Annotated in this window: 20 protein-coding genes; 17 read left to right on the forward strand and 3 right to left on the reverse strand. The window is 41.8% G+C overall.

Going from position 1 to position 19,862, the window contains the following annotated elements:
• The 14 genes from ACNKW2_RS06185 to ACNKW2_RS06250 all read left to right on the forward strand — a co-directional run.
• Positions 1-1,066, forward strand: a 1,066-nt coding sequence (locus ACNKW2_RS06185; protein WP_419147774.1) for a galactosyltransferase-related protein, incomplete at its 5' end; no start/stop codon positions are given.
• Positions 1,041-2,777 carry a methyltransferase domain-containing protein gene (locus tag ACNKW2_RS06190; protein ID WP_419147775.1) on the forward strand — a complete coding sequence of 579 codons (1,737 nt, stop codon included), beginning with the start codon at positions 1,041-1,043 and terminating at the stop codon, positions 2,775-2,777. The genes ACNKW2_RS06185 and ACNKW2_RS06190, both read left to right, overlap by 26 nt.
• A gap of 29 nt (positions 2,778-2,806) precedes the next feature.
• On the forward strand, positions 2,807-4,309 hold the full coding sequence (locus ACNKW2_RS06195) for a B12-binding domain-containing radical SAM protein (protein WP_419147776.1): 1,503 nt from the start codon (positions 2,807-2,809) through the stop codon (positions 4,307-4,309).
• 1 nt (position 4,310) lies between these two features.
• Entirely contained in the window at positions 4,311-5,015 is a 705-nt protein-coding gene (locus ACNKW2_RS06200) for a sugar phosphate nucleotidyltransferase (protein ID WP_419147777.1), read from the forward strand.
• A 2-nt stretch (positions 5,016-5,017) separates the two neighbouring features.
• On the forward strand, positions 5,018-6,010 hold the full coding sequence (locus ACNKW2_RS06205; protein ID WP_419147778.1) for a GHMP family kinase ATP-binding protein: 993 nt from the start codon (positions 5,018-5,020) through the stop codon (positions 6,008-6,010).
• A gap of 44 nt (positions 6,011-6,054) precedes the next feature.
• A complete protein-coding gene (locus tag ACNKW2_RS06210) occupies positions 6,055-7,137 on the forward strand; it encodes a glycosyltransferase (protein ID WP_419147779.1) in 1,083 nt (360 codons plus the stop codon).
• 3 nt (positions 7,138-7,140) lie between these two features.
• Positions 7,141-8,223, forward strand: a complete 1,083-nt coding sequence (pseI, locus tag ACNKW2_RS06215; protein WP_419147780.1) for a pseudaminic acid synthase — start codon at positions 7,141-7,143, stop codon at positions 8,221-8,223.
• Entirely contained in the window at positions 8,223-8,978 is a 756-nt protein-coding gene (locus tag ACNKW2_RS06220; RefSeq protein WP_419147781.1) for a cytidylyltransferase domain-containing protein, read from the forward strand. Before pseI ends, ACNKW2_RS06220 begins: the two co-directional genes overlap by 1 nt.
• The gene (locus ACNKW2_RS06225) at positions 8,968-9,510 is read left to right on the forward strand and encodes a GNAT family N-acetyltransferase (protein ID WP_419147782.1); all 543 of its coding nucleotides are present in this window, start codon (positions 8,968-8,970) and stop codon (positions 9,508-9,510) included. The genes ACNKW2_RS06220 and ACNKW2_RS06225 overlap by 11 nt, the downstream gene beginning before the upstream one ends.
• A complete protein-coding gene (locus ACNKW2_RS06230; protein WP_419147783.1) occupies positions 9,510-9,737 on the forward strand; it encodes an acyl carrier protein in 228 nt (75 codons plus the stop codon). Before ACNKW2_RS06225 ends, ACNKW2_RS06230 begins: the two co-directional genes overlap by 1 nt.
• Before the next feature lies 1 nt (position 9,738).
• Positions 9,739-10,494, forward strand: a complete 756-nt coding sequence (locus ACNKW2_RS06235) for an SDR family NAD(P)-dependent oxidoreductase (protein ID WP_419147784.1) — start codon at positions 9,739-9,741, stop codon at positions 10,492-10,494.
• A complete protein-coding gene (locus tag ACNKW2_RS06240) occupies positions 10,491-11,810 on the forward strand; it encodes an AMP-binding protein (RefSeq protein WP_419147785.1) in 1,320 nt (439 codons plus the stop codon). Before ACNKW2_RS06235 ends, ACNKW2_RS06240 begins: the two co-directional genes overlap by 4 nt.
• A 31-nt stretch (positions 11,811-11,841) precedes the next feature.
• Positions 11,842-12,834 (forward strand): LuxE/PaaK family acyltransferase, encoded by a 993-nt coding sequence (locus ACNKW2_RS06245; protein ID WP_419147786.1) that lies wholly within the window; start codon positions 11,842-11,844, stop codon positions 12,832-12,834.
• A complete protein-coding gene (locus ACNKW2_RS06250; RefSeq protein ID WP_419147787.1) occupies positions 12,818-13,951 on the forward strand; it encodes an acyl-CoA reductase in 1,134 nt (377 codons plus the stop codon). The genes ACNKW2_RS06245 and ACNKW2_RS06250 overlap by 17 nt, the downstream gene beginning before the upstream one ends.
• Before the next feature lie 6 nt (positions 13,952-13,957).
• On the opposite strand, the gene pseC is transcribed toward ACNKW2_RS06250, so the two are convergent.
• Together pseC and pseB are read right to left on the reverse strand one after the other, a co-directional pair.
• A complete protein-coding gene (gene pseC, locus ACNKW2_RS06255; protein WP_419147788.1) occupies positions 13,958-15,121 on the reverse strand; it encodes a UDP-4-amino-4,6-dideoxy-N-acetyl-beta-L-altrosamine transaminase in 1,164 nt (387 codons plus the stop codon).
• A complete protein-coding gene (gene pseB, locus ACNKW2_RS06260; protein ID WP_419147789.1) occupies positions 15,118-16,119 on the reverse strand; it encodes a UDP-N-acetylglucosamine 4,6-dehydratase (inverting) in 1,002 nt (333 codons plus the stop codon). Before pseB ends, pseC begins: the two co-directional genes overlap by 4 nt.
• Positions 16,120-16,332: 213 nt before the next feature.
• Here pseB and ACNKW2_RS06265 point away from each other — a divergent pair, with 213 nt between their 5' ends.
• The 3 genes from ACNKW2_RS06265 (at position 16,333) to ACNKW2_RS06275 (ending at position 19,206) form a co-directional block, all read left to right on the forward strand.
• Complete coding sequence (locus tag ACNKW2_RS06265) at positions 16,333-17,118, forward strand: flagellin N-terminal helical domain-containing protein (protein ID WP_419147790.1); 786 nt, start codon at positions 16,333-16,335, stop codon at positions 17,116-17,118.
• 145 nt (positions 17,119-17,263) lie between these two features.
• Entirely contained in the window at positions 17,264-18,703 is a 1,440-nt protein-coding gene (locus ACNKW2_RS06270) for a sigma-54 dependent transcriptional regulator (protein ID WP_419147791.1), read from the forward strand.
• A 119-nt stretch (positions 18,704-18,822) separates the two neighbouring features.
• Positions 18,823-19,206, forward strand: coding sequence for a hypothetical protein (locus tag ACNKW2_RS06275; RefSeq protein ID WP_419147792.1), 384 nt, complete (start codon positions 18,823-18,825; stop codon positions 19,204-19,206).
• Between the two features lie 10 nt (positions 19,207-19,216).
• Here ACNKW2_RS06275 and ACNKW2_RS06280 read toward each other — a convergent pair whose 3' ends face one another.
• The gene (locus tag ACNKW2_RS06280) at positions 19,217-19,825 is read right to left on the reverse strand and encodes a DNA-3-methyladenine glycosylase I (RefSeq protein WP_419147793.1); all 609 of its coding nucleotides are present in this window, start codon (positions 19,823-19,825) and stop codon (positions 19,217-19,219) included.
• Between the last annotated feature and the right edge of the window lie 37 nt (positions 19,826-19,862).

The following is a 19,862-nucleotide window of genomic DNA, read 5'->3' on the forward strand; positions in this document are numbered from 1 at the left end:
TAGAAACTTAACTGAACTTTCCAACTTTTGTGGTGGGTTTACTTCTTTTAAAACACTTTTTTTTAAAAGTATTAAGTTTAACGAGGAGTTCACTAGATATGGCTGTGAAGATATCGAGTTTGGCATACGTTTTTTTTCAAACGGTGGCTCACTTTATTTAAGTAGTAAGCTCATTGGTAGGCACTATAAAGCTTTAACCATAGAAAGATATATTGATGAGCATATTTCTGCTGGGTTTTCTAAAGGGTTATTAGCTCACCTCCATCCGGATGATTTTTTTGATCATAGTTTTTATAAGCAAGCCTGTGAGAAAAAAGAGCAGGTGAATTTTATAAATCACTTATCAGGAATAATAAAATTTATTGATTTTAAGGAAGGTGGTTGTTTTAATGCGGACTATAATGCCCTAATGGGAGTTCTAACAAATGCTTGCCTTCTACATGGTTACTTTAAATTCTTTAAACTTGATGTATTTGAAAAGGGGAGGGGTCTTATTAATAAAGATAATGAAAAAGAATATATACCTTATGCATTAAGTTCTTCCCTAAGTGAATTTCTCACTGAGAATGACTTAGAACCTATCAAAGTGATGCAGGAAAAAATGCCATATTATTTTGAGCCTTTCCTAATTGAGTCTAAAGTTATTAAAACTAAGGAGCCAATAACGAGGTTTTTACAAATAAATTCTAACAGAACTTTATCAAATACTGTAAAAGCCAAGGTTAAATCAATTATAGATAAGAGTGCTCCACCTTCATTTGAAAGCCTAAATGCAAAAGAGCTGTTCAAAACACTTATATCCACCCAACATAAACTATCAACCCAGGAAGAGATAGGCCTAATATGTCAAATCCTCAATAAAGATCCGACTTTTGTCAGCGCTTATCTATTACTATTAAAAGTTAAAAAGTTAGATGAACCTTTAAACAAAATTATTGGCTCACTTTGTGCTTACTTTGCATGTATGAGACCTGAAGCTGAGAAACAAAGACATTTGAAAGAACTTAGCTTATTAATGGATCAGAATGGAGAACAGAAAATTGAAAATTTTATTAGTGCCGATTGAGTTCTCAACTTGGAACCAAGCAAGGGCTTGGTCTTATACAGGTGCATATGCATTTATCGATGGTCTGAAAGCTAATAATATAGATTATACATTCGCACCAATTATTATAGAGCAAGATGGCAATGTTAATACTACTTGTTTGGACTTTGTGCGTGATAAAACCACTGAACAATTTGATCAAGCCTGGGTTTGGTGTATACATGGGGCGCTGCCAGATATTTATTGGGAGTGGTTTTCAAAAATAGCTCATGTTTCCGTAGGTGTTTTGATGGAATCACTTACATTTGAGAATTATGAGTTTACTGAGTTTCCTCACCTTAAAAATAGAAGAGAACTTGTTCTAGAGCAGCTAAAAAATTTTGATAAAGCACTTGTTTGCAGTGAATCAGATGCAATTGTTGTTCATAACGAGTTAGGAATTGAGGCAACCTGGTACCCGCCAATGGTGCCTGAAGAATTTGTTGATTTCCGAGAGCCACCTGCTTATGACTACGCTGCATTCGTTGGTAGCAATTATGGTAAGAGAAGGGAATATTTAAATGATGCTAAACTAAGTGAGTTTTTGATAAGACCTCATTTACCTGAAAGGGATACGGATTTACCTTCTTTATTCGACAATCTCATTGGTGAATTGCCTCGCACCTTCAAAAGCCATCAGGAGTTTGAAGCCTTCCAATTAAACTTAATTGCAATTCGTAAAGCTTTGTTTGAGCTGCATTTAGAAGGTCTGAGAATGGGTTTTGCCAATGTGAACCTTCCTTCAATTCTTAAAGCATTCGCTGGAAGGGTTATTGAGTCAATGTGTGCATCTGTACCGGCTGTTTCATGGCTTCCTCCTGGCAGAGAACAATCCAATTTGTTTGAGAAAAATGAAGATATACTGTTTTTTTCATCAATAAATGAGTGCATTGAGGCGCTTGATTTACTGAAAAATAGTTTAGGGTATCGTGAGAGAATTACTACGAATGCTAGAAACAAACTGTTAACTAGGCACACTAGCAGAATACGAATAAGGCAGTTTTTGAATTGGATACAAAATGGAAAGCGTATTGATTACAATCGTAACCAAGCTTATTGCCCCTCATTAGAAGAGTCTTTGTATTACAAAGAACTGTTTGTAAAAAACCAGTCTTGGAATCGCCTTGAGCCTAATACAGATGAGCTTTCAAGGTGGAAAGTAATCAATAAATTTCTTGCTGAAACACACTCAATTGGTCATGAGCGTTTGAATATCGCAGAAATTGGATGTGGGCGTGGTTGGTTATCGAACCTTATGTGCAAATATGGCGAGGTTACAGCTGTTGATCCAATAGGGGATGTCATTCAGTATGCAAAAACAAATTATGAGAGTGTTAACTTTATTACTGGCAGTGCAGATCTACTAGAGTTTGTAGGTCTAAAGGGTTCATTCGATGTTGTCGTTTCGTCTGAGGTTATAGAGCATGTAACCGACAACCAAAAGCCACTCTTTATAAAATCCTTAGTTAACTTATGCAAGCCCGGTGGGCATATAATAGTATCTACCCCAAGAAAAGATATTTTAGAGGACTGGACAAATAAGTATGGGGTTCCCAACCAACCTACGGAAGACTGGATTTTTGAAGCTGACTTAATAGAACTATTTATTGAGGCCAACTGCACTAGCCTTAGACTAGAAAGAGCATTTTTAATGGATATTTATCAAATACACTTATTCAAAAAGAAGCCTTAATAATTATTCCTATTGATATGGTGATAAATATGAACAACCTTATTGTAGTCAACCCAGGAGGAAGAGATAAAATCTATCAGTCTCTTGGAGAAGAGCTTACAGCTATCGAACCACCTCTTTGGACCAGACTTGTTGCTGGTTATTTAATTGATAGAGAGGTTCCTGTGCAGATTATTGACACTGAAGCAGAAGCTCTGGGTGTCAAAAATGCGGCGCAAAAAATTAATGACTTAGCCCCTAAACTCGTTGTAATAGTCGCTTTTGGCCACCAACCATCCGCATCAACTCAGGTTATGACTGGTGCTTCAGATCTCATTGATGAGTTAAAACTTATTAACCCTGAAGTTAAAACGCTTTTAATCGGCGGTCATGTTTCAGCATTACCCCAAGATACACTTGATAAAACGCAGGTCGACTATGCATGCCAAGGCGAGGGTACTGTAACCTCTTTTGAGCTTTGGCAAGCGCTTGATAATCAGATTCGTATTGAGGAAGTCAAAGGGCTTGTGTATAGAGAGCAAGGAGGGGAGTATTATTATGGTCCTAATGCAAAAATTTCTGATGACCTAGACACCGATTTACATGGAAATGTCTGGCATTTACTACCGATGGAAAAGTACCGAGCCCATAACTGGCAATGCTTTGGCGAACTTGAGTTAAGGCAGCCATATGCTTCCATTTACACCACACTCGGCTGTCCTTACAAGTGTGTTTTCTGTTGTATTAATGCCCCTTTTGATACAAATAAATATCGTACTCGTAGCCCGGCAGCGGTGGTTGAGGAAATAAAACATCTTTATGAGGAGTATGGAGTCAAGACTTTCAAAATTATTGATGAAATGTTTGTGCTCAAAAAAAACCACTATATTCCTATTTGTGAAATGCTAGCAGAGTTACCGTTTGCAGATGAACTTAACATTTGGGCATACGCCAGAGTAGATACAGTTAAAGAAAACACTTTGCCCTTGTTGCGTAAAGCTGGTATCCGTTGGCTTGCTCTTGGAATCGAATCCGGGAGTGAAGTGGTCAGAGATGGTGCGAAGAAGTCTTTCTCTCAGGATGATATTAGAAATATCGTGAAGCAGATTCAAGCAGCTGATATTAATGTTATGGGTAACTTCATTTTTGGTTTACCCGATGATGACATGAATGCCATGAAGCAGACATTGGATTTAGCTGTGGAACTGCAGTGTGAGTTTATTAACTTTTACTCTGCAATGGCGTACCCAGGTTCAAAGCTCTATGTTGACGCTAAAAAGCTTGGGTGGGAGTTACCTAAGACTTGGTCAGGTTATTCTCAGCACAGTTATGATTGTCAGCCTCTGCCTACTAACCATGTTTCTGCCGCAGAGGTATTAGCTTTCAGAGATTCGGCTTTCCACCATTATTTCGAAAATAGCCAATATCTCGACTTTGTTGAGAAGAAGTTTGGTCGTGATACTCGCGAGCATATTAACACCATGGCTAAAACCCGTTTGCGTCGTAAAATTGTTGAAAGGGCAGCTAACCAGATAAAAATAAATGAACAATAACATGGATAAATTACCAATCGTCTTGGTTTTGGCTGGAGGCAAGGGGTCTAGGTTAAGAAAACTAGTGAGTGATCGGCCGAAGGTACTAGCTGATATAAACGGTAAACCGTATATACAATACTTAATGGAATGGCTCCACAAACAAGGAGCTCTGCAGGTTCACCTATCACTCGGACATCTGGCAGATCAGGTTATAGAATGGCTTCAACAGGCAAAACTTTCTGGTTTGGACATATCTTGGCATGTAGAAACGCAATCAAGGGGAACAGGTGGAGCGATTGTCGATGCAATCAATGATTTAGAAAAAAGAGGTAGCTTGACTGAACTTTTGGTGTGTAACGGTGATACTTTTGTGGATTTTGATTTATCTGAGTTTGTTCAAAAAAGCAAATGCTGTGGTGGTATGTTAACCACAAAAGTGCCCAATGCTTCTAGATTCGGAGCTGTAAGTAAATCTGGTGACCTATTAAGCTCATTTCAAGAGAAGCAAGTTCTTGATGTGGCCGGAGAGATAAATGCTGGGTGGTACTATTTAGAGAAGTCACACCTGGAATCATTAAAAAACAGAGATATCTTCTCCTTTGAAAGGGAGTACCTAATGGATCCCTTAAGGCCGCCGATAAAGTGTGTAAACGAAGGGCATAACTTTTTAGATTTTGGCACACCTGAGAGCTATTTACAGGCTCAATTTATTTTTAAGGAGTAATTATGATAATTACAAGAACTCCGTTTCGGGTTTCCCTGTTTGGTGGGGGGACAGACTACCCTGCTTGGTATTTGGAAAATGGTGGCGCTGTAGTTGGAACGACCATTGATAAATATTGTTATCTTAGCCTCAGGAAATTACCACCGTTTTTTGAGCACAAACATAGAATTGTTTATTCTAAAATAGAAAATGTTTGCGATCCCTCCGAGATTCAACACCCAGCAGTTAGAGCTGTGATGCAAGAGCACCCTTCAGACCATGGCATTGAAGTTCATCATTTTAGCGATTTGCCTGCGCGCTCTGGCTTAGGTTCAAGTTCAGCTTTTACTGTTGGTTTGATTAATGCCATGCGTGCTCTTGAAGGTAAAATTACTTCAGCTACTCAATTAGGGCTTGAGGCTATTAGGATCGAGCAAGAGATTATTAAAGAGAAAGTTGGCTCTCAAGATCAAGTATGGGCTGCTCATGGTGGCACTAACTATATTGAGTTTAATCATAACGGCCGTATTGATGTATCAAAGTTGATAATGAGACCTGGTAATCATGACATTTTAAATAATCATATCTTACTGTTTTTTACAGGGTTCACTCGAATTGCGGAAACCATTGCGGTAAAAAAAATAGAAAATGTCAAAAAGAAAGCGTCACAATTAAACACGCTACATCAAATGGCTGTTGAGGCTAAGAGTATCTTGCAGTCCAAGGAGCCTCAATTTGAGAATATTGGTTTGATGTTAGATGACGCTTGGCAGTTAAAGCGCGAGCTAGCCAATGGGGTATCCAATCCACAAATAGATGAAATTTATAACGCAGGCAAAGCAGCCGGTGCATTGGGTGGTAAATTGCTTGGTGCTGGCGGTGGAGGATTTATGATGTTCTTTGCTCCCCCAGCTGCGCATAATAAAATTAAAGCTGCGCTCTCAAGTCTCATACATGTTAACTGCAATATAGGTAGTGAAGGCAGTAAAGTTGTTAGTTACGAGCACTATGAGTAAAGGTAACCTGCTGAGTATTTTGATTGGGTGTTGGGGCTGACTCTATGACAAGCACCTACCAAGTAAGCCTGCGCAATGTGTATATTTATGCTAATGCAGATGAAAAAGCAGGCCATGGCCATGTTATCAGGCAACTTAGCTTGGCGGTTGAGCTGCGTCGGCTTGGCTTTAGCGTTAAGTTTTTATATCTCTTTATGGCTGAGTCAATCAAATCCAAGCTTGACTATGCTGGCTTTGAATTCAGCAAAGTTTCACCCAAAAGCTTGCTCAATATTCCTAATCAAGGTGACTGGCTAATAATGGATGATTATAACTTAGCTGCAATTGGGCTATCAAAAAATACTAAAACCAATTACTTTGTGGCAGGAGTTGATGATGGTGTTGAGTATAGTGACTTTTTGTTTGATCTTGTTATTGCGCCAAGCAATGTATTAACTGCCAAGTTCAGAGCTAAAAGGCGAATGCAAGGAGAGCAATTCCGTCTCATTCGCAATGAAATTACCAACGCTAAGGTAAGTAAACGTTATGATAAGCACTCCTCGCAGTTAACATTAACGGTTATGTTAGGTGCCACAGATGTTAAAAACCTCCAAGAGAGTGTATTAAAAGAAATTTCAAGCCAGTTATCCATCCAAAACATTAATTTGATTTCTACTCTTACACCAAGTCACAGCTTGACCGATTTAATGACTTCTTTGAAAGATATTAAAGTTAACTATTACCAATCGCCTGATCACTTAGGAGAATTGATGTCTTCAAGTGATATTGCTGTTTGTGGCGCTGGTGGTACGTTGTATGAGTTTCTTTGTCTGGGTGTTCCAACCGTTGCGGTAGTTTTAGCAGAAAACCAGCAACAAGCAGAGTTATCAGACTTAAATAATCATGCTTATTACTGTGTAAACGCGCTTAAAAACGAAGCAAAGGCTATTTCTGATGTCAGTAAATATATTAAGAGCCTTTCTGCTAACCCAAGCTTACGGGAAAAAATGGCGGTGCTCGGAATGAACAGTGTACCAGGGACTGGGGCGCAGCTAATTGCTCAAGCATTGGCTGCTAAGTCAGGATCAAATGTTAGCAGTGCCAAAAGGCTTGTTAAAAATCAAAAAGTAAAATCAATTGAGAAGTAGGCTATGAGCAAACCTTTAGGTCAAGAAAGTACGACTTTTAAACAAAGCTTTCACATTAATGATGTATGTGTTGGAGGTGGGAATGCCCCTTATATCATCGCTGAGCTGTCTGGAAACCATGGTGGCAGCTTAGCACACGCCCTAGAGTTGATAGATACAGCAGCAAAAACCGGCGTAAATGCTCTCAAAATTCAAACCTATAGACCGGATACGATTACCTTAAACCACAATGGGCCTGAATTCTTAGTTAAAGAAAAGCTCTGGCAGGATCGTACGCTTTATGATTTGTATGAAGAAGCTCACACACCATGGGAGTGGCATGAACAACTATTTCAAAGAGCAAAACAAAACAACATTACTTTGTTTTCGTCGCCATTCGATAATACAGCTGTAGACCTGTTAGAAGATCTCAATTGTCCCGCCTATAAAATTGCTTCGTTTGAAATAACGGATATAGGCTTAATTAAATATGCCGCAAGCACTAAAAAGCCAATCATTATGTCAACTGGGATGGCAACACTTGACGAGATCAAAGAAGCGGTGGCAGCTGTCGCCGATGTTGGAGGTAGAGAGCTGGTTGTCTTGCATTGTATCAGCGGTTACCCTACACCAATTAGCGATTGTAATTTAGCAACACTTGTTGATCTTAAAAAGCAACTTAATGTCCCCATTGGTCTTAGTGATCATAGCTTAGCAGATACGGCGGCAATTACAGCGACAGCCCTGGGTGCCTGTATGATTGAAAAACATTTCAAAATGAAAGGCGATGAGTCCAGTGTGGATGCCGCATTCTCACTTGATCAAGAACAATTCTCTACCTTGGTTGATCGAGTTCGGGATGCCCACGCAAGTTTAGGGGAAGTAAATTACCGCTTAACTGCCAGTGAAACAAATAATGCTGACTTTCGGCGTTCACTTTATATTGCTAAAAACATTAAGCAAGGCGAGACTTTTACTGCAGAACATGTGCGCTCTGTCAGGCCGGGGAAAGGCCTCCACCCGAGACATTTAACAGACATTATTGGCAAAACAGCAAGCCATGATATTGACTTCGGTACACCGTTATCTTGGGAGCATATCAAGTAATGAGTGTGGTGGTTTTTACTCAAGCGAGAAGTGATTCTACTCGGCTACCAGGCAAAGTATTAAAGCAGGTGCTTGGTCGAACTATGCTAGAGTTCCACATTCGCAGAGTGGCTCAAATCACTCATGCACACCAGCATGTGGTTGTTACAAGCACCGAGAGTAACGATGATGTTATTTGTCAACATGTTAAATCACTGCAAGTGACAGTCATGCGTGGCAGTAAACGCAATGTTTTAGAGCGTTTTGTTAACGCTGCTAAGGAAATGGAGCTAAGTGATGGCGATCATATCGTCAGACTAACCGGAGACTGCCCCTTAGTTGATCCAAAACTCGTTGATGAACTGATCCAGTTGCACCTTGGATCAGGTGCTGATTATTCAAATATAGATGTTGGCACGATTCCTAGGGGCTTCGATGCTGAAGTTTTTAAAGTGGCAAAACTCTTTGAGGTGTTCCAAGCAGCTACTGAAGACTTTGAACAAGAACATGTCACCCCTTACTTTTACCAGCACCCAGAGCTATTTCAGTGTCAAAGCCTTTCTTTTTCACCACCTATCGCTCCACACCTTCGCCTTTGTGTTGACGAAGCTCGCGACTTTGAGGTGTTTGAGCATGTGGTAAAGCATTTTGGCCGAGATATTGACTTGGTATCAGCCACTGAAATTGTTGACTATCTTAATTGTAATCCTGAAGTAGCGGAGTTGAACGCTGCTGTTGCGCAAAAAAAGTTGCAGGAGGATGCTGGTGAAGACTAAGTTAACAGGCTACGCAGTGGAGCTAAAGCAACTGACTGAAGCGGATATGGAGCAGGTTCATGCATGGCGGAATTTGCCTGAGGTTAGAGAGAAAATGCTTAATACTCAACCTATTCCGTGGCGTGAGCATGAGGCATGGTATATCAACATGCTAGGGTGTGATAAACAGTGCCATTTTAAGATTATCTTTAGGGGCAAAGGCGTCGGGGTGATCAGTGTACGTGCCACTGAACCGTTGCAATTTGCTAGTAAAGCTGAGATTGGTATTTACATTGCTGAACCCGAGTGCAAAGGAAATTTAATCGCTTTTTCTCCATCGTTGCTTCTAATTGATTATCTATTTGAAGCGTTAAACTTTATGGCTTTAGAGTCATTAGTAAGGCAAGATAATCGAGAGGCGCTAAGGTATAATAAGGTTTTGGGCTATAAGGTAACCGCTTGTGATACAAGTGATTTACTGAAAATAGAGTTGACTCCAGAAAGCTATGCTGCTGCAACTAAAAAAATTAAAGCGTTTTTGAGTAGGAATTAATGAACGAAAAATTACAACACATATTTGCTGAGGTACTTGATATACCGCTTGATGAGGTGAACGATGAGCTTGCTTATGGGCAACATGATAAATGGGACTCTATGACCCACATGATGCTTATCGCAGACATTGAAGCCAACTTTGATATTATGATTGATACCAATGACATCATTGATATGAGTTCGTTTGCGAAAGCTAAAGAAATCGTTGCAAAATACGGAGTGTAAAGTGACTTCATCTACAAACCAACTGACTGTAATAACTGGGGGATCATCCGGTATTGGTTTAGCGCTAGCAAATAATATTGTCAGCACGCAACCAGACACTGTTTTATTGGTTGCTAGAGATGAAAAAAAGCTATTTTCAGCCAAAGAACAGCTCCATAATCAGGGCTTGTCAGAGGTCTTAACTTTTACTGCCGACGTTACTGAAACGGATGATATTCAAGCGCTACTTAAGTATATTTTGCAACTAAAATTGCCAGTAGCAAACTTTGTGCATTGTGCAGGGACTATTTACGAAGCACCACTAATGATGTCTCGAGAGAGCCTAATAGACAATCAATATCAACAGCATCTAAAAAGCGCAATTCTACTTTGCCAAGGGATCAGTAAACTGATGGCTAGAAGTAAACGCGGCAGCATTGTTCTGGTCAGCTCAATTGTTGCCTCACAAGGGATTCCAGGACAAAGTGTCTATGCGGCAATGAAGTCAGCACTGCATGGCTTTATTGCAAGCCTATCTGCAGAGCTAGGTGGGATGAATATTCGTGTTAATGGTGTTGCTCCGGGCTTTATAGAAACCCCATTAGTTGAGCACTTTTCATCTGAGAAAAAGCAGCAACTTATTGCAGCTACTGCATTGAAGCGTTTAGGGAAACCCGAAGATGTTGCCGATGTCATTGCGTTTTTACTTTCAGAGCAAAGCCGCTTTATTACTGGCCAAGTAATTGCCGTGGACGGTGGTTTAAAGTTGGGAATATGAATTTTTTCTGGGAACTAAAGCACGGAAACAGTGATAACCGTATTATAGAAGGTAGCAAAGCGGTCTGTTATTCGGAATTGGAGAGTTTGGTATGTGCTGCTCAGCAAAAACTTCCAGAGTCTAAACAGTTAGTTGCGTTAGTTGCTCATAACTCCTTAGCTTTTGTTATCTATTACCTCGCACTGCTGCGCAATCGTCACGCTATTTTATTGCTAGATGCGAATAAAAGCATGGCAGAGAACCAAGCCATTGCTGAGCATTTTCAGGCGAACCTTTTCATTGATAAGGAAACAGTAACTGGCCTTCATGCTCGAAATCTGGAGATAGCTGACGCCCTTGCACTGTTACTACCAACCAGTGGTTCGACTGGGAGTGTGAAGCGGGTTAAATTGACTTTTGAAAACCTCGCTGAAAACACACTTGGCATATCACAAACTCTGCCAATTTCAGCAGGTGACAAGGCAATGACTTCATTGCCGCTTTCTTATAGTTTTGGTTTGTCTATCTTGAACACGCATTTACAAGTGGGCGCTGAGATTATCCTGGGACAGGAAAGTGTATTTGCTAAAGACTTTTGGCAGCAATTTAAACAACACAGTGTTAATAGTTTTTATGGCGTACCATTTAGCTTTGAGATGTTAGTTAAACTTGGCTTAACTAGGTTGCCATTAGAACAGTTGAAATACATGGCCCAAGCTGGTGGGCGGCTTAGCAATGAGCTATGGCATGCTTTGCAACAGTTTAGTAAAACAAGAGGTGTTGCTTTTTTCCCTATGTATGGTCAAACAGAGGCGACAGCTAGGATTGCAATAATGCAATCAAGCGAGTTTTTACAAGCCCCGCCAGGCACAATAGGGGAGCCTTTGCCGCAGTGTCAATTGTACATTGAGGATGACGCTGAACAAGGGGAGCTTTGCTTTTCAGGTGCAAACATTTTTTGTGGCTATGCTAACGCCACAGTTGACTTACAAACGTGCAGCTCTATTGCACTACTTAAAACGGGTGATATTGCCAAACGACTTACCACTGGGCAGCTGCAAATAATTGGCCGCACTAAACGCATAGCCAAGCTTGAGGGCCGCAGACTAAACCTAGATGAGCTTGAGTCTGAAGTGGAAAAAAATTTAAACTTACCTTGTGTGATCACCAGTGACGATGACATTTTAAAAGTGATTACTTGCCATCGATTTAGTGAAGGAAGTGACAAGCGCATAGCGGCCCTGGCTGGTTGCCACTTTAGGCAAATCAAATTAATAAAAGTCGAGGAAATACCGAGGCTAAGCAATGGCAAGGTGGATTACCATGGACTTGACTGATGAAGGTATCTTAACCTTACCCGTTTATGATTTGGCACAACAGCAAAAGTTAAGCTGTTTTCTACCACGGCTGGCGCAGTTACAACAATATCATAATGAGCATTGCAATAAATTCAGGGCGATACAATCATTAGGTGAGCTACCAATCACAGTGCAAGCATTTAAAAGCCATTTATTAAAAAGCGTTGCTGATGAGCAGGTTCATCGAATATTAAAGTCCTCAGGAACTTCAGGTGTACAATCAAAGATCGTTCTAGATAGCCACACTGCTCGGTTACAGACAAAAGTATTGTCTAAAATCATGCAGCACTGGTTAGGTCCAAAAAGGTTGCCGTTATTAATTTTAGACAGTAAAAAAGCCTTGGACCTTACTTCTGGTATGTCAGCAAGAGCCGCCGGAATTCAGGGAATGTCATTATTTGGTCGTGATCATTGTTTTGCTCTAGATGAAAATTTGGAATTGAACATTGAAGCAATCCAAGCTTTTGCTAAGAAATATTCCCAAGTCCCAGTATTCATGTATGGCTTTACCTTTATCATATGGCAAAAAGTGATTAAAAGGATGCAAGAAAGTGGGCTTCAGCTGAATTTCTCTGATGTCTTTTTGCTGCATGGGGGAGGCTGGAAAAAAATGGTTGCGCAAGCAGTTGATAAGGAAACATTCAAGCAAGCACTTTGCTCACAGCTTGGTAATGTTCGAGTACATGACTACTATGGAATGGTTGAGCAAACCGGTACTATTCACGTTGAGTGTGAATACGGTATGCTTCACACCCCAATTTGGGCTGATATTCAAGTGTTAAACCCTGTTTCATTGCAATCTTTACCTTTACATACTCAGGGGGTGGTACAGCTGCAATCGATATTACCTAAAAGTTATCCGGGACATAATTTATTAACGGAGGATCTGGCCATTATTCACGGTGTTGATGACTGTAAATGTGGCCGCAAGGGAAAGTACTTCACATTACAGGGGCGTATTGCCAGTGCTGAGGCGAGGGGGTGCAGTGATACCTTTAAGTGAAAACCTCAAAGTGTTAGCGGGTAATTTAGACGACGAACCTGAATATCAGGCACCACTTAGTAACGACCTTATTGACACTGTTACGGCTTTTTCAGAGTTTGTGTTCAAAACGAAACCAAGTGCTGAAATAATTGCTCTGGCTTTTTGGTTTCGGCGAAGCAACATCCATAAGGTTGCCAGTTTGTACGAAGGTGCTGCAATACAGGGAAACTTTAAAACGTTTCATATAGCGCCCGCTAATGTCGATACCGTTTACCTCTATACCATGTTGTTGAGTTTCTTGGTTGGCAATACCAGCATTGTGCGGTTAAGCCGTAGAAGAGGGCGTATTGCCGATGAGCTAATTAGGCTGTTACAAAAGTTCATGCAAGAGGATAAAGGGCAACTTTTGGCTCAGCGATGCTTGCTTGTTGAGTATGATGCTGAAGATGTTCATATCACGAAAGCCATTTCGAAGTGGTGCGACAAGCGAGTAATATGGGGAGGGGATGATGCTATTCATAAAATCCGGTGCACTAAAAAGGTAGACGATGAACTAACGTTTCCTGATCGCTTTTCTGTTGCTGTTATCTGCCTAGATAGTGAGGAGCAAGTTCGTGCTGCTGCTGAGGGATTCGTTGCAGATTATTTGGCGTTCAATCAGCAAGCCTGCTCATCGCCCAAAGCGGTATACTGGTATAAAACAAGTGCGAAACTACAACAAAGCTTTTGGCATTGTGTGTCTGAGTTGACTGCGGGGAAGTCTCAGTTCGATAAAAGCCATCAACTCAATCGCCATATCAATCTTCAGTTGTTGCTATTAGATGAGCCCATATTAAATCCTGTCAATATCGAGTCTGATACTAACTATTTAATTGTTGAATTGCAGAAGTTAGCTGATTTAAATTGCTTACAAAGCCATCAGGGCAATGGGTTGATTTTTTCCACCAACCTTATTACCTTGAGTGAATTGCCAGAACACGAGAAGTTGCAAACGGTTTCATTTTTCGGAATTGGCCAAGCGGACATAGTAACGATTAATGCTTTGCGAGTCGTGCCGCTTGGGGATGTGCTTGTGTTTCACCATGTTTGGGACGGTAAGGATTTAATTACTCAGTTAGGCTGTCAATCAGCCTAACGGGGATTACACCTTTTTGAGTAAATCTAGCAGGGTCGAAACGAGTGCTGTAATGTTATTTTCAGCAAGCTTGGGATACAGCGGCAAGGTCACAGCCGAGTGATAATATGCTTCGGTGTTTTTACAATACCCTTTGGCAAACCCTAACTGTTGATAATAAGGTTGCAGATAAATGGGGATGTAATGCACATGCCCACAAATGCCGCGCTCACGAAGCTCTGCTATCAGGTGCCTGTGTAATTCTGGGTTGCTGTTATGCACTTTAACCACATATAAGTGATAGGCCGAGTAAGTATCCGTGGCGACTTTTAATGGCGTTACCGATGGATTGTTAGCAAATAATTCATCGTACCTTGTTGCTAACTGATTGCGCTTTTGTACAAACTCATCCACTCGCCCAAGTTGGCTAATACCTAAAGCTGCATGAATGTCGGTCATTCGGTAATTGTAGCCAAGCGCTTGCTGCTGGTAATACCAAACTCCGTGGCTAGGTTCGGTAAACTCGCTTTGGTCGCTGGTGATGCCATGACTACGCAGCTTAGAGAGCTGTTGTGCCAGATTTTTGTCGTTGGTCAGCGCCACACCACCTTCTGCTGAGGTGATTATTTTAACTGGGTGAAAGCTAAAAATACAAATATCTGAGTATTTGCAGTTGCCTACTTTTTCACCTTGGTAGCAGCCTCCCACGGCGTGTGAGGCATCCTCAATAACATTAAAGCCATATTGCTTTGACAAGGCATAAATGGCTTTCATATCACATGATTGACCTGCAAAGTGAACTGGAATGATGACTTTGGGCAGTTTGTTTTGCTGCTCAGCCAGAGCGAGTTTTGATGCTAAGCTATCGACGCTCATATTGCCGGTTTCTATGTCGATATCAACGAAGTCGACTTGAGCGCCACAGTAAAGAGCACAATTTGCAGAGGCCACAAAAGAGTTAGGTGAAGTCCATACGGTATCTTGCTTTCCAACCCCTAAAGCGAGGCAAGCAATGTGCAAAGCGGACGTGGCACTATTTACAGCAACAGCATAATTGGCACTGGTATAACCGCACAGTGCTTGCTCGAACGCAGGTACTTTAGGCCCTTGAGTCAGCCAATCTGACTTTAGCACTGAAACGACGGCGTCAATATCTGACTGCTCTATGGATTGCTTGCCGTAAGGGATCATAATAATGCTTGAATGTTAAAGGCTTTAATTTCTTCGATGCTCATGTATTCCGGGTTGGATAAAGAATTATATTCAAACCCAGGTTTTACTGCAGTACCGGTTTCATTAAGCGCATTGGTGTCAAACTGATTAGTGCGACTACTAAACTTGATCCCCGGAGCGATGACATAATGATCGTTAAATTCATAAGTATCAAAGCTTAAGTCTTCTGGGCACATAACTTCATGAAGCTTTTCGCCTGGGCGAATGCCAATCACTTTCTGGGGTAGGTTAGGGGCCATGGCTGTGGCTAAATCAGTGATTTTAATCGATGGGATTTTTGGCACGAAAATCTCCCCACCAAGCATGCGCTCAAAGTTTTTCAGCACAAAATCTACCCCCTGTTGCAAGCTAATCCAAAAGCGGGTCATATCAGGATGAGTAATGGGAATATGATCTCTCCCTTCATCGATGAATTTTTGAAAAAACGGCACCACTGAACCTCTCGAGCACACGACGTTGCCATACCTCACCACCGAAAACATGGTTCTATGGCCGCCAGCGATGTTATTGGCGGCGACAAACAACTTGTCTGAGGCAAGTTTGGTTGCTCCATATAAGTTGATTGGGTTAGCAGCTTTATCGGTGGAAAGCGCAATGACCTTTTCTACATCGTTATCTAGGGCTGCTTCGATGACGTTTTCTGCACCGTTGATATTAGTTTTAATGCACTCCATGGGATTGTACTCAGCGGCAGGCACTTGTTTAAGTGCAGCAGCATGAATGACATAGTCCACCCCCTGCATGGCTCTACGAAGGCGATCTTTGTCACGTACATCACCAATAAAATAACGCATGCAAGGTTGGTTGAACTCTTGCTGCATTTCAAATTGCTTTAATTCATCACGTGAGAAAATAATGATCTTCTTGGGCTCAAAACGCTCAAGTAGCGTCTTCACGTATTTCTTACCAAACGAGCCTGTGCCGCCGGTTATGAGAATTGTTTTATTGTCAAACATTGGGTGTCCACCTGCAGGTGCATTCAAAACTTTACAGTGGCTCGGGCAAAGCTTTGATGCCACCACCATAAATCAGCTACTACTCAATACTTTATATCACTTGAGGGCTTTTTGCAGTATTTATGCCACTCAGCATAGTAAATTTACTGACGGTGGTGACTTTTTATCCAAACTGGAGTATGGTTAAACTAATGATAGTGAATGGGGGTATATATGAAAATCCAATCACAAAGTACTGCTTTTTTTAATCGCACAGAGCAGACCGGTAACAAATTAAATGAACAGCTGGCCTCAGGTAAGCGGGTTAATTCAGCGGCCGATGACGCGGCGGCGCTGCAAATTATTAACCGTCTAAACTCCCAACAAGACGGCTATAGCCAGTCTATTCGCAATGCCTACGATGGTATTTCTTACTCGCAAACAGCAGACTCGGCTTTGTCTGGTGTTAATGATGCCGTGTCTAGAATTCGTGAGCTATCGATTCAAGCTGGGAATGGCGCATTAACCGACAGCGATCGTCAGGCATTGCAAGAAGAAGTGTCGCAGCTGCAAACGCAAATAACAGAAACCTTTGAGAATACCACCTTTGGCGGTGCGCAATTATTTGATGGTGAGTCACGTAGCTTTCAAGTTGGCCCCGATGCCAATACTACGCAGTCGCTTGAGCAAACCGATGGCAGCTTTGCTAGCGCTATTTTAAGTGTGGATATTTCCACTCAAGCGGGTGCTCAGTCAGCCATTGATGCCGCAGATACCGTCTCTGAAGAGTTAAACAGTCAGCGGGCTCAGTTGGGGGCGTTTGAAAATGCGGTGTCGAGTACGATTCGCTCAGCAAGCAATCAACGAGAAAATATTGCTGCTAGTCAAAGTCGAATTCAAGATACTGACTATGCCCAGGCGGTGAGCGACCAAGTGGCCAATGATATTTTATCCCAGGCATCCATAGCATTGCGTGGTCAAGCGAACCAGTCGGCATCATCGGTACTAGGGCTGCTGTAATTCATACCAAAGTATTGACCTAGAACAGTATCAGTGGCGATTTTTTGGCGTTTATGTCAAAAAGTTGCCACTTAGGTATTGCATCCCCCCACATCTCTCTTACAATCTAGTTAATAACACAGTTAAGTAGATTGGTATCCAAGCAATGGTCTTGATAATAGATAATAATAATAAGCGTGCGATTGGTCTGAGTGCAGCACTGAGCTTTGTTGGGCAAGGTAATGAGTTGCTCGACGAAGCAGACTATCGACCTGAAGTCGTAGAGCATAATCAAGAGCCTATCTTTGTTTTAGGTGCCATGCAGTCTCTAAACCATGAGAGTGTGATTAAAAGTCATCCAGCCACACCATTTCTACTAGTTGGTGAAACACTGCGGCCACTGCTTGCTTTACCCAATGTCATTGGACTTATCACTGAGCCATTTAGCCAAGAAGTAACCATGCAACTGCTGCACGACTGTCAGCAGTATTTACGCATGCTGCCAAATAAAGAAAACAAGCTGATGAACAAAAGCTTTGATGGTTTGGTGGGAGAAACAGAAGCGGTAAAAAATGTACGCTTTTTAATTTCGCAGGTGGCAAAAACCGACGCCAATGTATTAATACTGGGAGAGTCGGGCACAGGTAAAGAAGTCGTTGCTCGCAATGTCCACTTACTTTCTAAGCGTGCTCAGGGGCCATTTGTGCCAGTCAACTGTGGTGCTATCCCAGGAGAACTATTAGAAAGCGAATTATTTGGCCATGAAAAAGGCGCGTTTACTGGCGCTATTTCGGCTCGTAAAGGGCGTTTTGAGTTGGCTCAAGGTGGTACGCTGTTTTTAGATGAAATTGGCGATATGCCGCTGCAAATGCAGGTAAAGTTGCTGCGCGTGTTACAAGAGCGCACTTATGAGCGAGTAGGGGGGACTAAGCCAATCCAAGCCGATGTCAGAGTCATTGCGGCGACTCACCGCAACCTGGAAACTATGATTGAGGAAGGTAAGTTTCGTGAAGACTTGTTTTATCGCTTAAATGTATTCCCCATAGAAAACCCATCGTTGAGTGAGCGCGCTGAAGACATTGGTTTATTGCTTAAGGAGTTGACCCGCAGAGTCAACGAACAAACCGGCAACACCGTCAAGTTTACCGACCGCGCGGTCGAGAGTTTAAAATCTCATGCTTGGCCTGGCAATATTCGAGAGCTGGCCAACCTAGTCGAGCGTATGGTCATTATGTTCCCCGATAAAGTGGTTGATGTCAACGACTTGCCACAAAAGTATCGTTATATTGAAGTTGAAGCCTTTGAACCTGAGTATCCAGAAGAGCTACTTGAAAAAGATGCCTTTAACGAGCTATTTAGTGAAGGCTTTAGCGACGATGAAGACGACATGGTAGAGCAAGACTTTGCACCGCAAACACAGACGGTGGGCTTATTACCGGATGAGGGGATTGAGCTTAAAGAGTATTTGGCTGAGCTTGAAATTGATCTTATCACCCAGGCCTTAGAGCGCTATGACTACGTGGTTGCTCGCGCCGCTGAGATTTTAGGCGTACGTCGAACCACCTTGGTCGAGAAAATGAAGAAGTATAATCTTAATCGAGATTAGAGTCGTTGCAACCGTTAAGAGGCGGGTTAGCAGTACCCGCTGGCACTTAGGTTCTTCTTTTAGGGCATAAAGTTTGCCTTACTACGTTAAGCATGTCTTATTGAGAAAACGTGCGTAGCATGCTTCTTTTACAAGTAGGCCTGCCTCAAATAGACCACTTAATTAAGCAAAAGGATATTAAGGAGATAACAATCTCTAGAAATAAAACCGTTAAGTTCTCTTGTTACGTTGGCTTAACGGCGGTCATTATTGGCCTTATTGCGTTTTCACTAAGTTGGAACCTTTGGGATTTCTGGGGCGGTAGGCCCATGCCAGGCGTACAGCTTATTCTTTTGCCCGGAAACCTCACGCTGAAATATTTCTGGCATCCACTATTTACCGAAGAAGTTAACTTTTGGCCTAAACTCCTGATGCTAATGTTAGGACAGTTTTTTGTCAGTGCGGTGAGTGCTGCCATTGCGGCAGTGTTACTTCAAGTGATTAAAGGTAAACAGCGAGCCTAGAGCAATCATCTTACGTGCTTTTAAGCTGTTGTAGTTGCTCTAATGGATAGTCATCTATGATGGCTTGCTTACAAAAACAGTCATCAGCGTGATCGTTCACCATGCCACAGGCCTGCATATGAGCATACACCGTAGTAGAGCCGAGAAATTTAAAGCCCCGCTTTTTCAAATCTTTTGCCAACTTATTACTCAGAGGACTGGTGGCAACAACATCACGGTCAGTGGCAATGGTATTTATAATGGGACTGAAATTAACAAACTGCCACTGGTAGCGAGCAAAGCTGCCAAATTCTTGTTGTATCTCTATAAAGCGCTTGGCGTTATTAATGGTGGCGTTAATTTTCGCCCGGTGTCGAATTATACCATCAAATTGCATTAGGCGGTCACAGTCCGACTCGGTCATCTGACTGACACGGGTTACATCAAATTCGAAAAAGGCTTGGCGATAACCGTCGCGCTTTTTTAAAACGGTATACCAGCTTAAGCCCGCTTGTGCCGATTCAAGAGTGATAAACTCAAACAGACGTTGATCGTCCAGCACCGGTCTGCCCCATTCAGTATCATGATACTCAACGTAATCAGGCTTTGTTTCATCGAGCCAACGGCAGCGTGTCACCATTTTTTAATCCCATAAAATAAGCATTCAATTAAGTGCT

The organism is Pseudoalteromonas 'SMAR' (assembly GCF_048515945.1).
Lineage (GTDB): Bacteria > Pseudomonadota > Gammaproteobacteria > Enterobacterales > Alteromonadaceae > Pseudoalteromonas.